Below are 19,003 nucleotides of genomic sequence, written 5' to 3' on the forward strand. Positions count from 1 at the left end.
CCCGGCGAGATTTATTCCTACGGGGCCAGGCAGACCGACGCTTCGGCGGTGTAGCACAAGAACGTCAGCGTCTCCTGCAGATACAGCTGCACGGTGTCGGCGTCGTGGCTGAGGTAGCCGATCGCGACGTCGGTGCCCAGCTGCAAATCGAAATCGCCGCCGCGGGTGGTCAGCACGAAGGCGCCGTCGATGGCCGGCGCCCAGATGATGTCCCCGTCCACCAGACGGTTCAGGTGCTCGCGGATGGGATAGCCGTGTTCGGTGGTCTCGCTGACCTTGGTGTAGACATCGGCGGCCAGCAGCACCGAATACGGGCCGTCGACGCCGGCCAGCCGAAGCCCGGTCAACGCGTGGGAAATGGCGTCGGGCATGTCGCGGGGATCCTCGGGCAACTTCAACGTCGGGTTGGAGCTGCAAGTGCGGATGCCGTCGATCGACCCGGCCGCGTAGCCCTCGAAGATGGCGCGGTCCTCGACGAACGCCAGCTTCTTGGCCGCCTCTTTGACCGGGTCCCAGTCGGAGTCGTTCGCGCCGCGCTCGACGTTGTCGACCTCATAGCGCGACAGGGTAAACGGAACACGGAGGCGGACAAGGGGTTTGCTCTCTCGGAGGTGCGCCACGACCCCGTCGGTGGGCGCGTCGACATCGAGGAGCCGGCCGGTGCTGACCGCCGCGGTGACCGGTCCGCCGGGCTCGCTGACGTCGACGACGCGCCGCCCCGCGATATGGCGCTTGAAAGTGCGGGTGGCCTCCAATTCGATTTCCGCCCAGGCGACTTCGGTGACGGGTGCCAGGTCGCGGTAGAGGTTGTTCATCGAGAGGTTCCTTTCAGGCTGCCGATCGCGAGTGAACCGTCGTTGGAGGGGGGAGCGGCTGGCCGTGCCGTGGCCAGGGGTGCCGGGAGGGGCGGTGGGTCGTCGAGAAAGTCGACGGTGGGGGAGAAGAACAGTCCGCCGGTGACCGCGGTGGAGAACTCAAGGATGCGGTCGGTGTTGCCCGGCGGGTCGCCGAGGAACATGTTTTCCAGCATCCGCTCGGTGACCGCCGGGGTCCGCGAGTACCCGATGAAGTAGGTGCCGTACTCGGCCTTCCCCAACTCGCCGAACGGCATGTTGTGCCGGACGATCTTCAACTCGGTGCCGTCGTCGTCGGTGATGACGTTGAGGGCGATGTGGGCGTTGTCGGGCTTTTCGTCGTCGTCGAGTTCGATGTCTTCCAGTTTGGTCCGGCCGATTACCAGTTCTTGCTCGGTGACCGACAGCGAATTCCACGACGACATGTCGTGCACGTACTTCTGCACGTGCACGTAACACGAGCCGGCGAAGTCGGGATCCTCATCGCCGATCGCGGTGGCGCTGACGGCGATTGGGCCGTCGGGGTTTTCGGTGCCGTCGACGAAGCCCAGCAGGTCGCGGTTGTCGAAGTACCGGAACCCGTGCACCTCGTCGACCACGGTTACCGCGCCGGCCATGGATCGCAGGATGCGGTCGGCTAACTCGAAGCAGACGTCCAGGCTCTCGGCCCGAATGTGGAACAACAGGTCCCCCGGTGTGGCTGGGGCGGTGTGCCGCGGGCCCTTCAGCGCGATGAACGGATGCAGTTCGGCGGGTCGCGGCCCGGAAAACAGGCGATCCCACGCGTCGGAGCCAATCGAGGCGATCGCCGACAACCGCTTCGGCGGCTCACGGAAACCGATCGCGCGCACCAGCCCGGAGATTCCGGGGAGCGCGTCGTGCACCGTCGCCTCGCCGCCGGCGTCGATGGTGACCACGAGGAAGATCGCAGCCGGTGTCAGCGGCTGGAGAATGGGTTGGGGCTGTACCGGAGGCACGCTGCCGACCCTATCGTGGCGATCCAGAGGCCGACAGCCATGATGGTCACCATGCCGGCCAGCGCCGCAGGCCTCTGCGAATTCATCGACGCATCACCGTCGCCGTTTCACGCCTGCGCGACGGTGGCCGCTCGCCTTATCGAGGCCGGCTACGCCGAACTCGACGAAACCGACCGCTGGCCGGACCGACCGGGCCGCTACTTCGTGGTGCGGGCCGGCTCGCTCGTCGCCTGGAACTCCAGCGGACCCGACGGGCCGTTCCGGATCGTCGGCGCCCACACCGACAGTCCCAACCTGCGGGTCAAGCAGCGCCCCGACCGGCTGGTCGCCGGGTGGCGGGTGGTGGCGCTCGAGCCGTACGGCGGCGCCTGGCTCAACTCCTGGCTGGACCGAGACCTGGGCATCAGCGGGCGGCTATCGGTGCGGGACGGGAATTCGGCTCACGGGGTTGGCCACCGGCTGGTCCGGATCGACGACCCGATCCTGCGGGTGCCGCAGCTGGCGATCCACCTGGCCGAGGATCGCAAGTCGGTCACGCTGGACCCGCAGCGACACGTCAACGCGGTCTGGGGCGTTGGGGAACAACGGGGTTCGTTCCTCGAGTACGTCGCCGAGCGAGCCGGTCTGGTGGCGACGGATGTGCTGAGCGCCGACCTGATGACACACGACCTGACGCCGTCGACGGTGATCGGCGCCGACGCCAGCCTCATCAGCGCGCCCCGGCTGGACAACCAAGCCAGCTGCTACGCGGGAACGGAGGCGTTGGTCGCCGCCGAACCGAGCGACTTGGTGCCGGTGCTGGTGCTCTTCGATCACGAAGAGGTCGGATCGACCTCCGACCGCGGCGCGCAGTCCAACCTGCTCAACACCGTCCTGGAGCGGATCGTGCTCGCGGCCGGTGGCACCCGCGAAGACTTCCTGCGCCGGCTGCCGGCGTCGCTGCTGGCCTCGGCCGACATGGCCCATGCCACCCACCCCAACTACCCGGAGCGGCACGAGCCCGGCCACCTGATCGACGTCAACGCCGGACCGGTGCTCAAGGTGCACCCGAATCTGCGGTACGCCACCGACGGGCGCACCGCCGCGGCCTTCGAGCTCGCCTGCCGGCAGGCCGGGGTTCAGTTGCAGCGTTATGAGCACCGCGCCGACCTGCCGTGCGGCTCGACGATCGGGCCGCTGGCCTCTGCCCGCACCGGCATCCCGACCGTCGACGTCGGCGCCCCGCAGCTCGCGATGCACTCCGCGCGGGAATTGATGGGCGCGCACGACGTGGCGGCCTATTCGGCCGCATTGCAAGCGTTTCTGTCGCCCCGCTGACCTACGATCCGGCCATGGCGCTAAACGTGGAAATGGTGACGATCGACTGCGGCGATCCGGCGGGGCTGGCCGGCTGGTGGGCTGAGCAGTTCGGCGGCAAGACGCACGTCATCCTCGCCGACGAGTTCACCGCGGTGACGTTCCCGGAGGGGCTGCGGCTCGGGTTTCAAAAGGTGCCCGATCCGACGCCGGGGAAGAACCGGGTGCACCTCGACCTGAGCGCGGCCGACGTCGACGCCGAGGTGGCGCGGCTGACGGCGGCCGGGGCCAGCGAGGTCGGCCGGCACCAATTCGGCGACACCTTCCGCTGGGTGGTGCTGGCCGACCCCGAGGGCAACGTGTTCTGCATCGTCAAGCAATAAGCCATTGGGTGTGCGCCCTGGGCTTTGATTGTGAAGCCTGGGCGCAAAAATCGCTGGATCGCCGCCCAGGGTTCACACCGAAAGCCGTGAGCGCACACTGAACGCTCGCAGACGAGGCGGCGGTCGGTCGCGCCGCTGAGTGTGAAGCCTGGGCTTTGATTGTGAAGCCTGGGCGGGAAAGTCGTCGAATCGCCGCCCAGGGTTCACACCGAAAGCCGTGAGCGCACACTCACCCCCGGCGCTCAGCCCTGGGTGAGGATCAGCGGGTCGTAGCGGATGACGTTCTCCACGACGATCCCGTCGCGAGTGCGCACCCGGTCGATCCCCCGGATCTGGAACGGCCCATCCGGGCCGGTGCCCCGACCCACATAGTGCAAGAACACCAGCTCCTCGCCCTCGGCGGCGCCGGGAACCGTCGCGCTGTCCACCACGTCGAGCGTCAAATCCGGTGCAGCGTCCAGCAATTCGCCGATCTTCGCCGTGTACGCCGCGATGCCGCGGACGGGCTCGGCGTCGCCGGGCCAGTAGCCCACGATGTCGTCGGCCAGGATGTCGAAGCCGCGCGACATGGTGGGCGCGGCCCAGTACGCGGCGAACACCTCGGCGCTGAACTTCGGGGCGGATTGGACGTCGGTCATCGTTCCTCCTTGACTCGGGCGCTCCCTGTCGAGCGCGTCATCTCAAGCCTGGGCGGCACGCATGCGGCGGCACAATTACCTCCGAGGTCATCGCGGCGGGTACCCGCGCGTGGTTACCGTGGCTTCGTGAGCCAGGCGACGGTTGGTGTCCTGTTGCGCGACTGGCGGGCGCGCCGACGGGTGAGCCAGCTCGACCTGTCGCTCAGCGTGGGGGTGTCGGCGCGGCACCTGAGCTTCATCGAGACGGGACGCGCCCGGCCCAGCCCCGAGATGGTGCTCGCCCTCGCCGAGGGGCTCGACATTCCGCTTCGCGAACGCAACGCGCTGCTGCTCGCCGCCGGGTTCGCCCCGCGCTACCAGTCGCGCCCGCTCGAGGACGGCGCGCTCTCCCCGGCGCGCGACGCGGTGCAGCGGCTGCTCGACGCCCACGACCCGTACCCGGGCATCGTCATCGACCGCTGCTGGAACATCGTCGGGGCCAACGCCGCGGCGTCCGCCCTGACCGCGGGTCTGCCCGACGACCTGCGCGGGCCGCCGGCCAACGTGTACCGGCTGTCCCTGCACCCCGACGGGCTGGCCGCGCGGACCCTGAACTTCCCCGAATGGGCGGGCTACCTGCTGGGCCAGCTGCGGCGCACCATCGCGCTCACCGGCGACCCGGCATTGCGGGCGATCGACGAGGAGGTGCGCGGATACCCGGGAGTCGCGTCCGCCGCCAGGGCATGGAGCTCGCCGCAGGACAACACCTCGCTGCTGGTGCCGTTCGAACTCGATGCCGGTGGCGGACAACGGTTATCGATGTTCACGACGCTCACCACCTTCGGGACCCCGCTCGACGTCACCCTCGCCGAGCTCGCCGTCGAGCTGTTCTATCCGGCCGACGCCGAAAGCGCCCGCCTGCTGCGCGGCGACTAGCTCTCTAGACTGTTCCCGTGACAACCGCGCGCACCCAGGTCATCGACACCGTCGAACACGCCGCGACCACCCCTGACCAGCCGCAACCGTTTCACGAACTCGGCCTCAAAGACGACGAATACCAGCGGATCCGCGAGATCCTGGGCCGCCGGCCCACCGACACCGAGCTGGCGATGTACTCGGTGATGTGGAGCGAGCACTGCTCGTACAAATCGTCGAAGGTCCACCTGCGCTACTTCGGTGAGACCACCACCGACGAGATGCGCTCCGGCATGCTGGCCGGCATCGGCGAGAACGCCGGCGTCGTCGACATCGGCGACGGCTGGGCCGTCACCTTCAAGGTCGAGTCGCACAACCACCCGTCCTACGTCGAGCCCTACCAGGGCGCCGCCACCGGCGTGGGCGGCATCGTCCGCGACATCATGGCCATGGGCGCCCGCCCGGTCGCCGTCATGGATCAACTCCGGTTCGGCGCCGCCGACGCGCCTGACACCCGCCGCGTCGTCGACGGCGTGGTCCGCGGCATCGGCGGCTACGGCAACTCGCTCGGCCTGCCCAACATCGGCGGCGAGACCGTGTTCGACGCGTGCTACGCGGGCAACCCGTTGGTCAACGCAATGTGCATCGGCGTTCTGCGCCAGGAGGACCTGCATTTGGCGTTCGCGTCGGGTGCGGGCAACAAGATCATCCTGTTCGGCGCGCGCACCGGGCTGGACGGCATCGGCGGGGTGTCGGTGCTGGCGTCGGACACGTTCGACGCCGAAAATTCGCGCAAGAAGCTGCCGTCGGTTCAGGTGGGCGACCCCTTCATGGAAAAGGTGCTCATCGAGTGCTGCCTCGAGCTCTACGCGGGCGGACTTGTGATCGGCATCCAGGACCTCGGTGGCGCCGGATTGTCCTGTGCCACCTCGGAATTGGCCTCGGCCGGGGACGGCGGGATGGCGATTCAGCTAGACAATGTTCCGCTGCGGGCCAAGGAGATGACGCCCGCCGAGATTCTGTGCAGCGAGTCGCAGGAGCGCATGTGCGCGGTGGTCGCGCCGGAGAACGTCGACGCCTTCATGGCGGTGTGCCGCAAGTGGGAGGTGCTGGCCACCGTCATCGGCGAGGTCACCGACGGCGACCGGTTGCGGATCACCTGGGGCGGGGAGACGGTCGTCGACGTGCCCCCGCGCACCGTGGCCCACGAGGGTCCGGTGTATCAGCGTCCCGTCGCGCGCCCCGAATCGCAGGACGCGCTGAACGCGGACCGTTCGACGGGCCTGCCCCGGCCGGCCACGGGCGACGAGCTGCGCGCGACTTTGCTTGCGCTGCTTGGCAGTCCGCACCTGTGCAGCCGCGCGTTCATCACCGAGCAGTACGACCGTTACGTGCGCGGCAACACGGTGCTCGCCGAGCACGCCGATGGCGGCGTGCTGCGCGTCGACGAGTCGACCGGGCGGGGCATCGCGGTGTCCACTGACGCGTCGGGCCGCTACACGCTGCTGGATCCCTACGCCGGCGCCCAACTCGCGCTGGCCGAGGCGTACCGCAACGTCGCCGTCACGGGCGCGACTCCGGTGGCGGTGACGAACTGCCTGAACTTCGGTTCCCCCGAGGACCCCGGGGTGATGTGGCAGTTCTCGCAGGCCGTCCGCGGCCTCGCGGATGGCTGTGCGGCCCTTGGGATTCCGGTAACCGGCGGCAACGTCAGCTTCTACAACCAGACCGGGTCGGCGGCGATCCTGCCCACGCCGGTGGTCGGCGTGCTCGGCGTGATCGACGACGTGGCGCGGCGAATCCCGACCGGCCTGGGCGCCGAGCCGGGGGAGACCCTGCTGCTGCTGGGCGACACCCGCGACGAGCTTGACGGTTCGGTGTGGGCGCAGGTGACCGCCGACCACCTCGGGGGGTTGCCGCCCGCGGTGGACCTGGCGCGGGAAAAGCTCCTGGCCGAGGTGCTGACGTCGGCGTCGCGCGACGGGCTGGTGTCCGCGGCGCACGACCTCTCCGAGGGCGGCCTCGCCCAGGCCATCGTGGAATCCGCGCTGGCGGGTGAAACCGGTTGCCGCATCGTGCTTCCCGACGACGCCGATCCGTTCGTGATGTTGTTCTCCGAGTCGGCCGGCCGGGTGTTGGTCGCGGTCCCGCGCACCGAGGAGAGCCGATTCCGGTCGATGTGCGAGGCGCGGGGCCTGCCCGCGACCCGCATCGGCGTCGTCGATCAGGCCTCGGGCGCCGTCGAGTTTCAGGGCCTGTTCACCGTGTCGCTGGCGGAACTGCGCGAGACGTCCGAGGCGGTGCTGCCGCGATTCTTCGGGTAAGCCGGCTTCGGGCGCTGTCGTTAGCCGCCGCGCTCGTCGGCTGGAGCTTCATCAGCCCGCGGCTGCCCTCGGCGTGGCGCGTCACCCTGCAGGCCGGCGCGGGCGTGCTGCTAGTGGCGGTGACCCGCGCCACACCGGGCCTGCGCCCGCCGTCGCTGTGGGCGGGGATGCGGCTCGGGTCGGCCGCCGGGGCGGCCGCGGCGGGCGCGATCGCCGCGACGGCCGCGCTGCCCATGGTGCGGGCCTCGATGGCAGCCCGCGATTTGCCGGTCTCCGTGCCGGGTTGGCTGCTGCTGAACATTCCCGTCGGCACCGTCTGGGCCGAGGAGGCCGCGTTCCGCGCCGCGCTGGCCGCTGTGGGCTCCCGCGCGTTCGGCCGGCGTGGCGGAAAGTTGTTGCAGGCCACCACTTTTGGGCTCTCGCACATCCCGGACGCGCGGGCAACGGGTGCGCCGGTGGTGGCCACCGTGCTGGTGACCGGGACAGCGGGCTGGTTGTTCGGCTGGCTGGCCGACCGATCTGGCAGCCTCGCCGCGCCGATGCTGGCCCACCTGGCCATCAACGAGGCCGGTGCGATCGCCGCGGTGGCCGTGCAACGCTGAGGTATGCCCGCCCGTCAAAGCGCAGACCCGGCCCAGGCCCGGCAGGCGGTGCTGGCCGTACTGGACTGGCTGCGCGACGAGTCCCGCCCGGCGCCCGACCGCAGCGCCCTGGCGACCGCTGTGCGGCTCACCGCGCGGACACTCGCCACGGTGGCGCCGGGCGCCAGCGTCGAGGTCCGGATCCCGCCGTTCGCGGCGGTCCAGTGCATCGCCGGACCCCGGCACACCCGCGGCACGCCGCCGAACGTGGTGGAGACCGATCCGCGGACCTGGCTGCGGCTGGCGACCGGCCTTTTGGCGCTGGACGAGGCGAAAGCCACCGGGGGCGTGACGCTGTCCGGCTCGCGGGCGGGTGAAATAGGCCACTGGTTGCCGCTGTTCGGTGTCAGCTGAATACAACCCTGAACTGCAGGTTTAGAGTTATGAAGCGGGATTTTCGCCGCCCAACACGCCCGTCGGATTCGTCGGGGAGCCCGTGCTGCCCGTAGACTCCTAGGCGTCACCAATCGTTCGCCAGGGAGCCGCCGAACCGTGACCGTCGCTGGAGTAGAAGCATCCGAGCAGGACTTGAACTCCCCCCGTGAAGAGTGCGGCGTCTTCGGGGTCTGGGCCCCGGGCGAGGACGTCGCCAAACTCACCTATTACGGCCTGTACGCGCTGCAGCATCGCGGGCAGGAAGCCGCGGGCATCGCCGTCGCCGACGGATCTCAGGTGCTGGTGTTCAAGGACCTCGGCCTGGTCAGCCAGGTGTTCGACGAGCAGACGCTGGCGGCGATGCAGGGTCACGTCGCCATCGGGCACTGCCGGTACTCCACCACGGGCGACACCACGTGGGAAAACGCCCAGCCGGTGTTCCGCAACACCGCGGCAGGCACCGGGGTTGCGTTGGGGCACAACGGAAATCTGGTCAACACTGCTGAGCTTGCCGCGCGCGCCCGCGACGAGGGCTTGATGGGCACCCGATACCCCGCCCCGGCGACGACGGACTCCGACATCCTGGGCGCGTTGCTGGCCCACGGCGCCGCCGACTCCACGCTGGAACAGGCGGCGCTGGAGCTGCTGCCGACCGTGCGCGGGGCGTTCTGCCTGACGTTCATGGACGAAAACACGCTGTATGCGTGCCGCGATCCCTATGGCGTGCGGCCGCTTTCGCTCGGACGCCTCGACCGCGGGTGGGTGGTGGCGTCGGAAACGGCCGCCCTCGACATCGTCGGCGCCTCGTTCGTCCGCGACATCGAGCCCGGCGAGCTGCTGGCCATCGACGCCGACGGTGTGCGCTCCACCCGGTTCGCCAACCCCGAGCCCAAGGGCTGCGTCTTCGAATACGTCTACCTGGCGCGCCCCGACAGCACGCTCGCCGGCCGCTCGGTGCACGCCACTCGGGTCGACATCGGCCGCCGGCTGGCGCGCGAATGCCCGGTCGAGGCCGACCTGGTGATCGGGGTGCCGGAGTCGGGCACCCCGGCCGCCGTCGGGTACGCCCAGGAATCCGGCATTCCGTACGGGCAGGGCCTGATGAAGAACGCCTACGTCGGGCGCACGTTCATCCAGCCGTCGCAGACCATCCGCCAGCTCGGCATCCGGCTGAAGCTCAACCCGCTCAAAGAGGTGATCCGCGGCAAGCGGCTCATCGTCGTCGACGATTCGATCGTGCGGGGCAATACCCAGCGGGCGCTGTTGCGCATGCTGCGCGAGGCCGGCGCCCTCGAGGTGCACGTGCGCATCGCGTCGCCGCCGGTGAAGTGGCCGTGCTTCTACGGCATCGACTTCCCGTCGCCGGCCGAGTTGATCGCCAACGCCGTGCAAGACAAAGAGGAGATGCTCGAGGCGGTACGGCACGCGATCGGCGCCGACACGCTGGGCTACATCTCGCTGCGCGGCCTGGTCGCGGCCTCCGAGCAGCCGGCGTCACGGCTGTGCACCGCTTGCTTCGACGGCAAGTACCCGATCGAACTGCCCGAGGAATCCGCGCTGGGCAAGAACGTCATCGAGCACATGCTCGCCAACGCCGCGCGCGGAGCCGCGCTCGATGATCTGGCACCCGATGAAGTGCCGATCGTGCGCTGAGCCGGTGCTTCAAAGACGTTTGATTCCGGCGCGAAGCGCCGCCCGGTAGCCTTTATCGCGATGACGGATCCCGGAAAGAGCCCCGGACGAAACCCGGGCAGCCAGGGCATCACCTACGCGGCGGCCGGGGTGGACATTGAAGCCGGTGAGCGCGCCGTCGCGTTGTTCAAGCCGTTGGCCACCAAGGCCACCCGGCCCGAGGTGCGCGGCGGGCTGGGCGGGTTCGCGGGCCTGTTCGCCTTGCGCGGCGACTACCGCGAGCCGGTCCTGGCGGCCTCCACGGACGGCGTCGGCACCAAACTGGCGGTCGCCCAGGCGATGGACAAGCACGACACCGTCGGCCTCGACCTGGTCGCCATGGTGGTCGATGATCTCGTGGTCTGCGGCGCCGAGCCGCTTTTCCTGCAGGACTACATCGCCGTCGGCCGGACGGTCCCCGAACGCCTGAGCGCGATCGTCAGCGGCATCGCCGAGGGCTGTGTGCGCGCGGGCTGCGCGCTGCTGGGCGGCGAAACCGCCGAACATCCCGGCCTGATGGAGCCCGACCACTACGACATCTCGGCCACCGGCGTCGGGGTCGTCGAGGCCGACGACGTGCTGGGCGCCGACCGCGTCAAACCCGGCGACGTCATCATCGCGATGGGCTCCTCCGGCCTGCATTCCAACGGCTACTCGCTGGCCCGCAGCGTCCTGCTCGAGATCGACCGGATGAACCTGGCCGGCTACGTCGAGGAGTTCGGCCGCACCCTCGGTGAAGAGCTGCTGGAACCGACCCGGATCTACGCCAAAGACTGCCTGGCGCTGACGGCCGAGACCCATGTCCGGACGTTCTGCCACGTCACCGGCGGCGGGCTGGCCGGCAACCTGCAACGCGTGATCCCGCCTGGGCTGGTCGCCGAGGTCGACCGCGGCACCTGGACGCCCGCGCCGGTGTTCGCGATGATCGCCCAGCGCGGCCGGGTGGCCCGCGAGGAGATGGAGAAGACGTTCAACATGGGCGTCGGCATGATCGCGGTCGTCGCTCCCGAAGATCAAGACCGCGCGCTGGCCATCCTGACCGCGCGGCATCTGAGCTGCTGGGTGCTGGGCACCGTCGGCAAAGGCGGAAAAGACGGCCCGCGGGCCACACTGGTCGGGCAACACCCGAGGTTCTGACAGAAACTGTGCCGACGCTCAGCGCATCGGCACAGTGGTGGTGAGAGGTTCAGCGACGCCAGTCGTCGTGGTCGTCCCAAGATTCGTCTTGGCCGTCGTCGCCGGGTTCGTCGGCGGTCGAGCCCGACAGCTCCTGCTGTAGCCGCTGGAAATCGGTCTGCGGAGAACTGTATTTGAGTTCTCGTGCAACCTTGGTCTGCTTTGCCTTAGCCCGGCCGCGGCCCATGGGGGAACCCCCTCGCGCAATAACGGAGCGGCCTAACGAGTAGGCGGCTCCGATCTCTTGGTGTCGTTATTGTCCTGCCGACAGTTTACCGTGCCTCACGGTCGGGTGTCGGTGACCCCTGGCCGCTGTGGCGGACCTCATCGAGGATTATCCCGCACCGCCCCGCAACCGTTCAACGGCTCGCCGTCCCGCGCCGACGTGTTCGGTGGCGGGCAGGGAATCGGCGTCGATTGCCGCGGCGACGTCGCCCTGCGGGCCGGTCGTCAGTTGCGTGTCCGCGGGCAGGCCGCGCTTGACGAGCGCCAGTGCCACCGGCCCGAGGTCGACGTGCTCGACCACGGTTCCGAGCCGTCCGACGGCGCGACCGCCGGCGAGCACTGAGTCTCCGGTCGAGGGTCGCTCTACCGAGCCGTCGAGGTGCAACAACACCAGCATCCGCGGCGGTTTGCCCAGGTTGTGCACCCGCGCGACGGTCTCCTGCCCGCGATAGCAGCCCTTGTCCAGGTGTACGGCCCCCTCGCCGGGACCGCCGATCCACCCCACCTCGTGCGGGATCGTGCGCTCGTCGGTGTCGACACCGAGTCGCGGCCGCAGCGCCGCCACCCGGTGCGCCTCGTAGGCCCATACCCCGGCCGAGCGCACGCCGGCCCGCGTCAGGCGGTCGCGCCAGCCGGCGGCCTCGCCGCGCGGAACCAGCACGTCCAGTTCGATCTGGCCGGCGTGGGCGCCCGGCATCCGTCGCGCGAAGCCGCCGCCGGGGAGCGGAACGGCGGTCGACTCGGCGGGCAAAGCGTCCACGCCCAGCGTGTCGAGCGCAGCCCGCTCGGCCAGCTGTGGGCCCAGTAGCGACAACACCGCCAGATCCGCGCCGCTCGGGGTGACCTCGGACCAGAACACCATCTTGCGCAGGTATTCCAGCAGCGGCTCACCCCGCCACGGTTCGGTGTCGAGGTAGGTCGTGCCGCCCAGCTCCGTCTGAATCCAGTGGTCCTCGACGCGCCCCTGGCCGTCGAGGCTGAGGTTTTGCGTGCTGGCGCCCTCGGGGAGTTCGCTGACGTGCTGGCTGGAGATGGTGTGCAGCCAGGTCTGCCGGTCTTTGCCGGTCAGGGTGAGGACCGCGCGGTGCGAGCGGTCGACCAACACCGCGTCGGTCTCGGCCGCCCGCTGCTCGCCCAGCGGATCGCCGTAATGCCAGACCGCGCCGGCGTCGGGTCCGGGGTCGGGTGCGGGGACGGCGTTCACCCCTCAAACTCTACGGACCCTCGCGGCTAGGCTTACCCTTCATGGCCGACCAGACGGGTGTGATCCTCACGCTGGACGGCGAGGCCCACCCGCCGGGGGCGCCGCTGCTGCACGCCGACGACCTGGCCGCGGTTCGCGGCGACGGAATCTTCGAGACGCTGCTGGTGCGCGACGGCCGTGCCTGCCTGGTGGGCTCCCATCTGCAGCGCCTGACGCAGTCCGCCAAGATGATGGACCTGCCTGAGCCGGACCTCGCCGCCTGGCGCAGTGCCATCGACGAGGCGGCGCGCCGGTGGGCCGCGGGCACCTCCGACGAAGGTGCAATGCGCCTGATCTACACGCGCGGCCGCGAGAGCGGATCGCCTCCGACCGCCTACGTGATGGTGAACCCCGTCCCCGAAAGGGTGACCGCGGTTCGCCGCGACGGGCTGTCCGCGATGACGCTGGATCGCGGGCTGCCGGCCCGCGGGGCCGACGCCATGCCGTGGCTGCTGGCCGGGGCCAAGACGCTGTCGTACGCGGTCAACATGGCCGCCCTGCGGCACGCCGCGCGGCAGAACGCCGGCGACGTCATCTTCATCAGCTCCGACGGCTACATCCTGGAAGGCCCGCGCTCGACGGTCGTCATCGCCGCCGAACCGGGCGCGGACGGGAGCCCGTGCCTGCTGACACCGCCGCCCTGGTATCCGATCCTGCGGGGCACCACGCAACAGGCGCTCTTCGAGGTGGCCCGGGCCAAGGGCTACGACTGCGACTACCGGGCGCTGCGGGTCGCGGACCTGCATGCCGCCCAAGGCATTTGGCTGGTGTCGAGCATGACCCTGGCGGCTCGGGTGCACACGCTTGATGGCCGGCGACTGCTCCGGTCCCCGATCGCCACCGAATTCGCCGAGCTGGTCGACGCGGCCATCGTCAGCGATCGCTGAGCGCTGAATTCTGTTGTCGGCTCGCGCAATGCCAGGTACGGTCGGCCGTACACAGGAAAGGAGGTGGTCCGCGAAATTGATAGCTTCATGGACATGTGAGGTGGCTACCCGCTAGCTGCATTGGCTCGGAAGAGTCGGCGATCAACGCGCGCTGGCGAATTCCCCGTAGCCACCCGGCCCCCGAGCTTCCGGTCAGTCCAACCAGGAGCTTTGCTCGGGGGCCGCTCCATGTCCGGGGTGCGCTACTGCGACACCCTTGCCGTGATCTGCTCGGCAATCTTTCCGGCTTGACCGGTCTCGGCGTCCGGCCCGCACACCAGCACGTCGATCACCACATCGGATACTGCCCGCAGCGCGTGGTGGCAGGCCCTGGTGCCTTCGGTTTGCGTCCGCCCTTGGGCGATCCTGGGCGGGGCGCCCGCGACATCCTCGAACTTCCAGCCGGTGTCCTTGCCGTTGAAGCTCAGCGTGACCGCTTGTCCCGCGCAGGCCTTCCATTTGTCCGCGGACGTCTGCACGAAGGCGGCCGCCTTGTCGGCCGACGGGAACGCCACCACGGATTCGAAGACGCGGTGGGTCGGCTCTTCTCCGGGCGTGTGCACGGCCTGGGCGGCCACCGCGATGTAACCGCTCGCCTGATACGCGGCTTCGGCGATGGGCTCGTAGGCGCCGATGCAGTCCGGGTTGGACAGCGTCCACTTGGGATTGCGCATCCCGTCGGTTTTGTCGGAGACGACCATATTGGGGTCTGCGACGACGGCGCCCACCTCCGGTGGTCCCAGTAGGAACGAGCCCAGCTTCGTGGCATTGGCGGTGAAATTGGAATTCGCCGGTGGCGCAGCGGAATTCGGGGCGGCAGCGGAATTTGGGTTCGATGCCGGCTTGGCGGCGGGTTTGCTTTTGCCGCCCTGACTCATGAGAACCACCACCACCGCGATGACGGCGATCACCACCACTGCGGCGGCACCGATGACGATCAGCCGGGTATTGGCCCCGCCGCCCTTCGCCGCGCCGCTGCCGACCGCAGCGGTTGACGGTTGGGTCGTTTCCGCGACGGGCTGGGGACCGGTGCCGGCTTGGGGCGTCGCGGTCGGCGTGTTGGCATCCGACGCGGGCGCACCGTCTTTCGCCTCGATTTCGGCCAGCACATTATCGATTTCGGTTCGCGTCCGGTAGGTGACATCGTGCCGCAGCCGCAGCATGCGCAGCAGCTGGGCGATGTCGCCGCGAGCGCTGGGATCGTCACCGTCCTCGTCGAACCCTTGTCGGAGCTCAACCAACAGCTGCAGCTGCTGCTGGGGGCTGAGCTCCTTTTCGGCGAGGGTGTTGCCCAACCGCGTTATGTAGCCGAACGGCACCGGCGGCTCCTCGGGCAGCGGGTCGGGCAATGGCTGGGGCTTGGCCTGCAGCGAGTGCACTGCGGTGACCAACTGGATGCCGGCGTCCACGGTGGGGTTCCGGTAGTCGATGATCTGCAACGAGGCAAGCGGATTCACGCGCATGCTGTCGATATCGCCGATCCGCACCGGCAGGATCGGCCGGTTGAGGGCCTGTGCGTAGCGCAGCTCGGACTGACTGGGCTTTGACTGCAGCCAGTTGTTCGACAGCGCAACGACGAACACGTCGCAGGAGCGGATCTGCTCGAGGATCCTGTTCCACCACGAGTCGCCGCCACCCAGTTCCTGGTCGAACCAAACCTGTTGTTGGGCGCGCCGCAGGGCGGAAGTCAGAGCGTCGACTGTCGACCTGTCCTGGCTCGAGTAGCTGATGAACAGCGGCATCGCTGTCTCCTAGCGTGAGGCGGAGCGAACGACTGGGGCAGAAAGCCTGCATGCGGCTATTTCACATGCGCGGATACCGTATCAGTGTTGGGCCCTAAAGGGATGCGCAAACATTCACTGTCATTTTGGCGCGGGGGCCTCCGGCAGTTCGGTGTATCGGCGCGCGAACTCCTCACCGGGAACCGGCCATTGCTCGCCGTTGGATCCCCGCACGACCCAGTCGCCCTCGGCCGCCGTTGCGGCGCCCTCCAGGGTGTTGACCGTCTCGCCGGCTTGGGCCGGTCGCGCTTGAACCCTGCCCTTGCGCCGCCACCGGCCGTCGCCGGCCGGTTCGTAGGTGTCCCGGAAGATGTCGTCACGCACCGACCACACCTTTCCGTCGTCCTGCACTGCCCAATCGCCCGCGTCCGCACGCATGGTGTGCCCCGAGTCCGATGTCCAGGTCCACGGCGTGTCTCGTTGTTCGGCGGTCACCGTCCCCGACCGGGTGAAGTTCTGCCACAGTGGGCGTGACCGGTAGCCGAGTTGCCGCACGCTCCACAGCGTGGCCGCCAGGCTGCGCACGGCCGCGGTGAGTAGCTCCGGCTTGCTTTCCACCACCGACCAGTCGACCAGCTTGTCGTGGACCTTGCGCGAGTCGTCGCGATCGGGCCCGTACTTCCACCCGTTGCGCCGGTAGTAGCGGCACCAGTCCTCGTGTTCCGCCCGCGCCATGCTCATCGCCGAGCGGCGGTCGAAGCCCATCAGGGAGAGCTGTTCCAGGGGTGGCGAATCGGCCATGTCGCGGCCGGACAACTGGGCCGGCGGGGTGCCCCAGGTGTTCCATGTATGGCCCGCGATCTGTTCGACCATCCACAGCGCGTTGCGCACCTGACGTCTATTCGAACCGCGATAAAACTCACTGAGCTCGTCCCACGGCATCGCCGCCGGGGAGCGCGGGGCCTGCGGGTCGATGGTGGCGACGTAGCGCTCGTGAATCAGCCTCGCCGCACGTTCCCACGCGTCCTGAATCAACCCCTCGCGAGTGTCCAGCACCAGCGAGTAGGACTGCAGCGAGCCGACGACCTGGATGGCGTCGTCGGCGATGTTGGTGTTGAGATCCGAGGCGAACACCGGCATGTCGGGAAAGCGGGCGGCAAGCCGGGTGCCGATCGTCGCGGCCAGGGTGTCCACCAAGATCACCGCGCTCGCGGCCGGCTCGGCATCGCCGAGCAATCGGAGCATCGTGGGCACCGTCGGCGCCTCCGGCACCGCATCGATCGTCGGGCCCTCCGACAGGAATCCCGCTTGCTGCCGGTAGAACTCGTGGTCGCGCACGTACTCTTCGGCGTCCCGTTCGACGAGGGTGAGCGCCGGCAACGGCAACGCGCCGGGCGGGGTGAAAAAGTCGCGTTCCAGGGCGCGGCGGGTCAGATCCGCGCAAAGCGCGAGCGTCAATTGCGAAGTGCCGCACACGAATACACGCTTTGTCCGCCCGGTCGCGATGATGCCGTCGAGCAGCCGGCCGGCGGTCACCTCGTACTTGCCGACGACGTCGGCCGCCCAGCGGGTGTCGGACCCGCCGAACTGCTGGGCCCGCCACGCCTTGGCCAACCAGGGGTCGTCGATGCGCACGATGAGCGGCAACCGCTGCTTGTGGTCCAGCTCCGCGAGCCGGCGGCTGATCTGGTCGAGCCACAACAGGTTGATCGCCGGGTCGCGCGCCACCAAGTACAACCGGGAAAGGTGGCGCCACAGCCGCAGCGACACCAGGGTGGCGGGCCTGTTGAAGTCCACCAGCACCACCCGGGCACCTTGCCTGCGGGCCCGCTGGACGCGGTCGTCGCCGGCATTGGTGATGACGACCAAGGTGGTGCGCCGGTCCAGCGTGCGCACGACCGCGCTGATCATCGATTGGCTGTCGTCGTCGATGCCGACGATCGCGGCGACGTGCTCGGCGAGGTTGGCCCGCAAGCGGTCCACCTGGGACCGAAAGACCCCGACCGCGATCCCACCCAGGCCGGTGAAGATCGCCGCCAGCGCCACGATGCGCGCGAGTTCCAGCCCGACCGGGGTGGGGCTCGGGCAGGTGCGCCCGCCCACCGAGAAGTCACTGGTGCTGCCCTTGACCAACTGGGCCGTCGCCATCAGCGGGGTGAAGAAGGCGGGGTGGTTGGCGTCGTGGCACCCCCAGTACGAGGTGAGGCCCAGCACGGCGCTCATGGCGACGAAGACGGCGATCACGGTGAACGAGACGCCCACCACCCGGTGGCTGGCGCTCGACCGGAAGCTCAGCACGCACGCCGCGATCAACACGGCGATGACGATGGCGAGCGTCGGCATCGATCCCGGCCGTCCGAACCATCGCAGCCAGTCGGGCAGCGCGTCGAGGATCGAGGGGACCAACGCCAGCGCGGCCAGATACCCGACCAGCAGTAGGCCAACCCCGGACACGACCCAGCGAACTACCTGCCGGGGTGTACCCATCGGCCGACCTCCCTCACCCGAGCGTCGTCGCGGTGAGGTTATCTCGGCGCGTCGGCTTTCCGGTGACTATCCGGCGAACCGCGACAGCCGCGCCGAAAGATGGGGCACCAGGCCGCCGTCGGCGTCCACCCGCTCCTCGACGTAGGCCAAGTCGCCGCCTTCGACGATGCCGTAGAGCCGCTTGGCGCCACCGACCAGCAATCCCGACCGGCTGCGGGCCAGCGCGTCGGTCACCAGCTCCCACGACGACTGCGTGCGGGGCCGCCCGTAGAACAACTCGATGTACCCGGCCGAATGGGCCAACAACAACTCGATCGCCTGCGACTCGGTGGGATCGTCGTCGGGATCGCTGACGAAGCGCCAGAAGCCCGTCTCACGCAGGCCCGGTTCGCGGTACCCGCCCGCCTCGTCGAGCCGCCAGGACCGGGCTTCCCAATTCAGATAGTCGCCGCCGTCGTGCGAGACCACGATCTGCTGGCCGAACCGGTAATCCCCGTCGGGTCCGCGGCCCTCGCCCTCGCCGCGCCACACCCCGACCAGCGGCAGCAGCGCCAGCAGCGCGTCGTTGAGGTTCGCCCCTTCGCGCAGGTTCGCGGTGTCGGCGGGCACCGGCAGGTCGTCGAAGCCGGGGATGTTGCGGGCCGCGGTCAGCTTGGCGCGTTCGGCGGCGGCCGCGACGGCGCGGTCGCCCGAGCCGCCGGAAACGACTGGATCCTCGGACGTCACGACTCGTCAGTGATGAGTCGGTAGAGGGTGTACAGCGCGAACCATGAGATGACCACGACTGCGACGACCAGCATGATCTCGAAGAAGAGCACCACGGGGACGAGTCTATTCGTCCCGCGGATCCCCGGGGACCGGCCGGTCCGTCAGGCGATCTTGACGTCGACCTCGTGAATGCCGGCACCCGACGGTGCGATCACGGCGTCGCCGTTGCCGACGGGGGACAGCGCGCGCAGTGTCCAGGACCCCGGTGCCGCGAAGAACCGGAAGTCACCGGTGGCCGACGCGACCACCTCGGCCGTGAACTCGTCCGACGCGTCCAGCAGGCGGACGAATGCGCCACCCACCGCCTGACCGTCGCCGTCCACGACCCGACCGGTGATGACCGTTTCCTTCTCCAGATCGACGCTGGCGGGCAACGTCAGTCCTTGCTTCGGTCCAGAGCACAT

At 69.2% G+C, this 19,003-nt stretch carries 18 protein-coding genes; 9 read left to right on the plus strand and 9 right to left on the minus strand.

What is annotated here, in order from left to right; genetic code table 11:
* Window positions 1–17: 17 nt before the first annotated feature.
* Window positions 18–815, minus strand: a complete 798-nt coding sequence (locus tag AC5Y4S_RS23305; RefSeq protein ID WP_500034957.1) for a family 1 encapsulin nanocompartment shell protein — start codon at window positions 813–815, stop codon at window positions 18–20.
* Window positions 812–1,831, minus strand: coding sequence for a Dyp-type peroxidase (locus AC5Y4S_RS23310; RefSeq protein WP_500034958.1), 1,020 nt, complete (start codon window positions 1,829–1,831; stop codon window positions 812–814). Before AC5Y4S_RS23310 ends, AC5Y4S_RS23305 begins: the two co-directional genes overlap by 4 nt.
* Before the next feature lie 51 nt (window positions 1,832–1,882).
* Between AC5Y4S_RS23310 and AC5Y4S_RS23315 the strand changes: the two genes are divergently transcribed.
* Window positions 1,883–3,148 carry a M18 family aminopeptidase gene (locus tag AC5Y4S_RS23315; RefSeq protein ID WP_500034959.1) on the plus strand — a complete coding sequence of 422 codons (1,266 nt, stop codon included), beginning with the start codon at window positions 1,883–1,885 and terminating at the stop codon, window positions 3,146–3,148.
* Between the two features lie 14 nt (window positions 3,149–3,162).
* The gene (locus tag AC5Y4S_RS23320) at window positions 3,163–3,510 is read left to right on the plus strand and encodes a VOC family protein (RefSeq protein WP_500034960.1); all 348 of its coding nucleotides are present in this window, start codon (window positions 3,163–3,165) and stop codon (window positions 3,508–3,510) included.
* A gap of 242 nt (window positions 3,511–3,752) precedes the next feature.
* Here AC5Y4S_RS23320 and AC5Y4S_RS23325 read toward each other — a convergent pair whose 3' ends face one another.
* Complete coding sequence (locus AC5Y4S_RS23325) at window positions 3,753–4,148, minus strand: nuclear transport factor 2 family protein (protein WP_500034961.1); 396 nt, start codon at window positions 4,146–4,148, stop codon at window positions 3,753–3,755.
* Window positions 4,149–4,274: 126 nt separating this feature from the next.
* Between AC5Y4S_RS23325 and AC5Y4S_RS23330 the strand changes: the two genes are divergently transcribed.
* The 6 genes from AC5Y4S_RS23330 (at window position 4,275) to purM (ending at window position 11,190) form a co-directional block, all read left to right on the plus strand.
* The gene (locus AC5Y4S_RS23330; RefSeq protein WP_500034962.1) at window positions 4,275–5,063 is read left to right on the plus strand and encodes a helix-turn-helix domain-containing protein; all 789 of its coding nucleotides are present in this window, start codon (window positions 4,275–4,277) and stop codon (window positions 5,061–5,063) included.
* 17 nt (window positions 5,064–5,080) lie between these two features.
* Window positions 5,081–7,366: a phosphoribosylformylglycinamidine synthase subunit PurL gene (gene purL, locus AC5Y4S_RS23335; RefSeq protein WP_500034963.1), complete on the plus strand. Its 2,286-nt coding sequence runs from the start codon at window positions 5,081–5,083 to the stop codon at window positions 7,364–7,366.
* The gene (locus AC5Y4S_RS23340; protein WP_500035011.1) at window positions 7,354–7,968 is read left to right on the plus strand and encodes an Rv0804 family intramembrane glutamic endopeptidase; all 615 of its coding nucleotides are present in this window, start codon (window positions 7,354–7,356) and stop codon (window positions 7,966–7,968) included. The genes purL and AC5Y4S_RS23340 overlap by 13 nt, the downstream gene beginning before the upstream one ends.
* A 3-nt stretch (window positions 7,969–7,971) precedes the next feature.
* A complete protein-coding gene (locus AC5Y4S_RS23345) occupies window positions 7,972–8,361 on the plus strand; it encodes a sterol carrier family protein (RefSeq protein WP_500034964.1) in 390 nt (129 codons plus the stop codon).
* A 138-nt stretch (window positions 8,362–8,499) separates the two neighbouring features.
* The gene (purF, locus tag AC5Y4S_RS23350) at window positions 8,500–10,035 is read left to right on the plus strand and encodes an amidophosphoribosyltransferase (RefSeq protein WP_068179265.1); all 1,536 of its coding nucleotides are present in this window, start codon (window positions 8,500–8,502) and stop codon (window positions 10,033–10,035) included.
* A gap of 60 nt (window positions 10,036–10,095) precedes the next feature.
* Complete coding sequence (gene purM, locus AC5Y4S_RS23355) at window positions 10,096–11,190, plus strand: phosphoribosylformylglycinamidine cyclo-ligase (RefSeq protein ID WP_500034965.1); 1,095 nt, start codon at window positions 10,096–10,098, stop codon at window positions 11,188–11,190.
* A gap of 49 nt (window positions 11,191–11,239) precedes the next feature.
* On the opposite strand, the gene AC5Y4S_RS23360 is transcribed toward purM, so the two are convergent.
* Window positions 11,240–11,416 carry a DUF3073 domain-containing protein gene (locus tag AC5Y4S_RS23360; RefSeq protein WP_500034966.1) on the minus strand — a complete coding sequence of 59 codons (177 nt, stop codon included), beginning with the start codon at window positions 11,414–11,416 and terminating at the stop codon, window positions 11,240–11,242.
* Window positions 11,417–11,563: 147 nt separating this feature from the next.
* Window positions 11,564–12,658 carry a CAF17-like 4Fe-4S cluster assembly/insertion protein YgfZ gene (gene ygfZ, locus AC5Y4S_RS23365; RefSeq protein ID WP_500034967.1) on the minus strand — a complete coding sequence of 365 codons (1,095 nt, stop codon included), beginning with the start codon at window positions 12,656–12,658 and terminating at the stop codon, window positions 11,564–11,566.
* Window positions 12,659–12,717: 59 nt separating this feature from the next.
* Between ygfZ and AC5Y4S_RS23370 the strand changes: the two genes are divergently transcribed.
* A complete protein-coding gene (locus AC5Y4S_RS23370; protein ID WP_500035012.1) occupies window positions 12,718–13,584 on the plus strand; it encodes an aminodeoxychorismate lyase in 867 nt (288 codons plus the stop codon).
* A gap of 242 nt (window positions 13,585–13,826) precedes the next feature.
* Here AC5Y4S_RS23370 and AC5Y4S_RS23375 read toward each other — a convergent pair whose 3' ends face one another.
* From AC5Y4S_RS23375 to AC5Y4S_RS23390, 4 genes are all read right to left on the minus strand, one after another.
* Window positions 13,827–15,365, minus strand: coding sequence for a sensor domain-containing protein (locus tag AC5Y4S_RS23375; protein WP_500034968.1), 1,539 nt, complete (start codon window positions 15,363–15,365; stop codon window positions 13,827–13,829).
* A gap of 120 nt (window positions 15,366–15,485) precedes the next feature.
* Complete coding sequence (locus tag AC5Y4S_RS23380; protein WP_500034969.1) at window positions 15,486–17,831, minus strand: RyR domain-containing protein; 2,346 nt, start codon at window positions 17,829–17,831, stop codon at window positions 15,486–15,488.
* Between the two features lie 66 nt (window positions 17,832–17,897).
* Window positions 17,898–18,557 carry a heme-binding beta-barrel domain-containing protein gene (locus AC5Y4S_RS23385; protein ID WP_500034970.1) on the minus strand — a complete coding sequence of 220 codons (660 nt, stop codon included), beginning with the start codon at window positions 18,555–18,557 and terminating at the stop codon, window positions 17,898–17,900.
* Between the two features lie 143 nt (window positions 18,558–18,700).
* A complete protein-coding gene (locus AC5Y4S_RS23390) occupies window positions 18,701–19,003 on the minus strand; it encodes a DUF1416 domain-containing protein (RefSeq protein WP_500034971.1) in 303 nt (100 codons plus the stop codon).

Source organism: Mycobacterium sp. NGS64 (assembly GCF_059812245.1).